At 51.6% G+C, this 3,430-nt stretch carries 5 protein-coding genes; 4 read left to right on the plus strand and 1 reads right to left on the minus strand.

Going from position 1 to position 3,430, the window contains the following annotated elements; genetic code table 11:
• Positions 1–215: 215 nt before the first annotated feature.
• Positions 216–833: a hypothetical protein gene (locus WBC85_RS07750; protein WP_424434862.1), complete on the plus strand. Its 618-nt coding sequence runs from the start codon at positions 216–218 to the stop codon at positions 831–833.
• Here WBC85_RS07750 and WBC85_RS07755 read toward each other — a convergent pair.
• Complete coding sequence (locus tag WBC85_RS07755; RefSeq protein ID WP_424434850.1) at positions 772–978, minus strand: DUF6471 domain-containing protein; 207 nt, start codon at positions 976–978, stop codon at positions 772–774. The genes WBC85_RS07750 and WBC85_RS07755 overlap by 62 nt on opposite strands.
• 101 nt (positions 979–1,079) lie before the next feature.
• Between WBC85_RS07755 and WBC85_RS07760 the strand changes: the two genes are divergently transcribed.
• The 3 genes from WBC85_RS07760 (at position 1,080) to WBC85_RS07770 (ending at position 3,302) form a co-directional block, all read left to right on the plus strand.
• Positions 1,080–2,042: an IS1595 family transposase gene (locus WBC85_RS07760; protein ID WP_424434853.1), complete on the plus strand. Its 963-nt coding sequence runs from the start codon at positions 1,080–1,082 to the stop codon at positions 2,040–2,042.
• 98 nt (positions 2,043–2,140) lie between these two features.
• Positions 2,141–2,425, plus strand: a complete 285-nt coding sequence (locus WBC85_RS07765) for a hypothetical protein (protein WP_424434856.1) — start codon at positions 2,141–2,143, stop codon at positions 2,423–2,425.
• A gap of 691 nt (positions 2,426–3,116) precedes the next feature.
• A complete protein-coding gene (locus WBC85_RS07770) occupies positions 3,117–3,302 on the plus strand; it encodes a hypothetical protein (RefSeq protein WP_424434859.1) in 186 nt (61 codons plus the stop codon).
• Positions 3,303–3,430: the final 128 nt, after the last annotated feature.

The raw sequence follows: 3,430 nt of genomic DNA on the forward strand, positions 1-3,430 counted from the left end.
ATCAACATGGATCACGCGCAAAGGATCGTCAGGCGGGGCGTAATTCATATCCGTCATCGCGCGCAGCTGGTAGCACGGGCAAAGCCCAAGCACACCCCCTTAGCGCATCCACTTGGTACAAATATCCGGCCTTATGTATCAAACGCACCAAGGCGATTGGTGGTGATGCGTGATTAGGACTCCACAACAATCTAATATCGCGGCAATAGTGCTGTATGCGGTTGATAGCAAGCTTCTGGAAAACCATTGTCTTTGGCGCTACCCTTCTGGGTCTGTACTATCTGCCAATAGATATTCTGGGTGCCGGGGAGGCGTCGGCCCCTTGGCGCAAGGTGCTTGCCGTGATTGATCGGGAGGTATTGCTTTGGGTATTTTCAGTTTCAATGTTTACTTGGCTTGCTTGGACGGAGTTGAAACCAATTTTATCCGAAAGATTGTTTGTCCCATCGTGGCAAAAGCCAGTTAGGGGCGGCATGCCTGCAAGGCTTCGTCTCGTCGGAGACCCTGCCAGCAAAACGTTGCGTAGGGTCGAGAACTTCAACGTTTTTCGCTATGACCTTGAACCCGGCAAAACAGGTACGTTGCTCTTCATCGTATTCGATAAAGAAGCAGGAACCGAAACTATAATTTTGCGCAACAATGACGCTTCGCCAATCCGCTATGAACTTTTGGACAGGACGGAGCGTTCAGTCGTCATAAACATAATGTCTCCGGTTTCATTGCCAGGAATATATTTCGAATGCCGAAATGACGCTGACCTTATGAAGGCTCCTACAGATGTAGAACATCTACCTTCAGAGCAGAAAGGCACTGGAATAGAAAAGCAGCGCTGAATTTGCCGCGCGAAAGCTTGTTGCGAATGTTCACTTCCTTATCCGCGATCAACTCCGCCAACTGCGCATAAGTCACACTTTTGCGTTTCAATTCTGCCTTTAGAAGGTTCGCGGCCTTCATTTCCCAGTCTGTTTGCTCCGGCATGTATCACCCATGTAAGTAAAAGTACTATTTATGTTACTTATGCCCTTGTATGGGATACGTCAACGTACTATATAAGTTACTAAGGTAACGGAGATAGTACAATGGCCCAACACTTCCTTCTCTCAGCCGCCGCTCGCACCCTGAGCCTTCGCACAATCTACAAAGATGGCGAAGATGCAGCCTATGCGACGTTCTGCAAGATGCGTTGGGCAGAAACCGATGGCGAGGCCGTTTGCCCGCAGTGCGGAAGCTGGAAAACCTACACCATCGCCACCCGCCGCAAGTTCAAGTGCGCGGGCTGTCACCACCAGTTTTCGGTCACGTCTGGCACCATCTTCGCCAGCCGCAAGATGGCTTTTGTCGATCTGCTGGCCGCGATCTGCATTACCGTGAACGCTTCCAAAGGTGTTTCCATGATCCAGCTATCGCGTGATCTGGACTGCCAATACAAAACCGCCTTCGTTCTGGCCCACAAGCTGCGCGAAGCGATGGCGTCTGAAATCCAGACCGGCGAAGTTCTGGACGGTCACATTGAAATCGACGGTGCGTATTTCGGCGGTCATATCCGCCCTGAGAACCGCAAGGAAGATCGCGTTGATCGCCGCCTGAAACAGCACCAGACAGGCAAGCGCCGCGTCGTTGTGGTTATGCGTGAGCGCCATGGTCGCACCCTGCCTATCGTTACCATGGCAGAAGCCGATGGCGTGGCGCTGGTCAATCAGAACGTCAGCCGCATGGCTACCCTGTCAGCCGATGAAGCTTCGCACTGGGATATGCTTCATGCAGGCTGGTCGGTTGATCGCGTGAACCACAGCGAAGTTTACAGCGACCACGGCAAGCACACCAACTGGGCAGAAAGCTACTTCTCACGCCTTCGCCGGATGGTTGAGGGCCAGCACCACCACGTCAGCCCGAAGTACCTTCACCAGTACGCAAACCAAGCCGCATGGCTGGAAGACAACCGCCGCAAGGATAACGGTTCGATGGCTTATGGGCTGGTGCAGAACGCGATGGGTTCGCCTGTCAGCCGCAACTGGAAGGGTTACTGGCAGCGGGCGGCATAACAGATCTTTAATCATTTTGTTGTCATTCTCACCACGAACACCTAAGTTCTAGACAACACCTCGACTAAGTAGGTGAAGCCATAAAGGTGGAGATAAACGTGGAAATTAGCGCTGAAGTTCGTGAAGTTGTGGCGAATTTGGTAACCGAAAGGTTTCCCGACGCTACAATTTTGAGCATTGAAATCACCAGAGACTTTGATGCTGATGATGACGAAATCATGAAAGTTAAAGTTGTGTTTGCAACCGAAACTGACCGCCTAGACGCACGTGCAACCTCAAGTTTCTTGAGATATTTGCGTCCTAAACTGTCGGAAGTGGGCGTAAGTATGTTTCCCGTCATGTCTTTTCTTTCTGGCAACGAGGCCAACGGAGCTGCAGCCTGAAACCCTCTGACCTTATTCTGACTGCTAGGAAACTAGCGAAGTCAGGCGGGGCAAGGCGTCCGCGTCAATCAGACCTTCGAAGGGCTGTTAGCACCGTTTATTATGCATTGTTTCATGCCATGTGTAAAAACTGCGCAGATCTCTTAATCGGGGGGACTAGCTCAAAGCGCAGCCATAGCGCATGGTGCCAAGCGTATCGGTCTGTAAACCATGCAACAGCTAAGAAAGCCTGCAAAAACCAAGAGGTTATGAAGAGGTTCCCAAAGGAAATTGAAGATTTTGGAAACGAATTTGTTCAATCTCAAATCAAAAGACACGCAGCCGACTATAACCCAAACGGCTCTTACACCAGATTTGATGTTATGTCAGATATTGATGCGGCTGAATTGGCGATAAAGGAATTGTCGAAGGCAAACGTGAAAGATCGCAGAGCTTTTGCGGCTTGGGTCACTATGTCAAACAGGACAGACTAAACCAGCCGCCACAAACATCCATCCGGCCCATTATCTCGCATGACAATCCCACCCGCCTCAAGCCTCACCAGCACCATATATGCCCTGTTGATGGCGCACCTTCGGCTCAGGTCCGGCTTTACAGACTGTATCCTGTCCGCAAGCTGTGGGCTGGTGCATGGACCCTCGCTGAGTAGCGCCAGCGCCAGCTTACGACACTCGCCACGCCTGAACGGATCATGATGGTAGTAGCGTTGCGGTTTCAGCCCCCGCAAATCCATCAGCGCCCTTACATGCTCCATGCCGTCGCCACCTTGGCGATACAGCGCCAGCAGCGCGTTGTTTATGGTTCTGTCCTGCATGCCGCATTATGGATTCACACAGGCATGATTTGCTACTATTCTGTTGGTGCGTTTGATACATAAGGCCGGATATTTGTACCAAGTGGATGCGCAAAGGGGGTGTGCTTGGGCTTTGCCCGTGCTACCAGCTGCGCGCGATGACGGATATGAATTACGCCCCGCCTGACGATCCTTTGCGCGTGATCCATGTT

The sequence above is a fragment of the Planktotalea sp. genome (genome assembly GCF_049680325.1).
In the GTDB taxonomy this organism is placed as follows: Bacteria; Pseudomonadota; Alphaproteobacteria; order Rhodobacterales; family Rhodobacteraceae; genus Planktotalea.

Bases quoted from the DNA above. Each gene is read 5' to 3' on its own strand.
- WBC85_RS07770 (WP_424434859.1), top strand. From the start codon at position 3,117: ATGATGGTAGTAGCGTTGCGGTTTCAGCCCCCGCAAATCCATCAGCGC.
- WBC85_RS07750 (WP_424434862.1), top strand. From the start codon at position 216: ATGCGGTTGATAGCAAGCTTCTGGAAAACCATTGTCTTTGGCGCTACC.
- WBC85_RS07760 (WP_424434853.1), top strand. From the start codon at position 1,080: ATGGCCCAACACTTCCTTCTCTCAGCCGCCGCTCGCACCCTGAGCCTT.
- WBC85_RS07755 (WP_424434850.1), bottom strand. From the start codon at position 978: ATGCCGGAGCAAACAGACTGGGAAATGAAGGCCGCGAACCTTCTAAAG.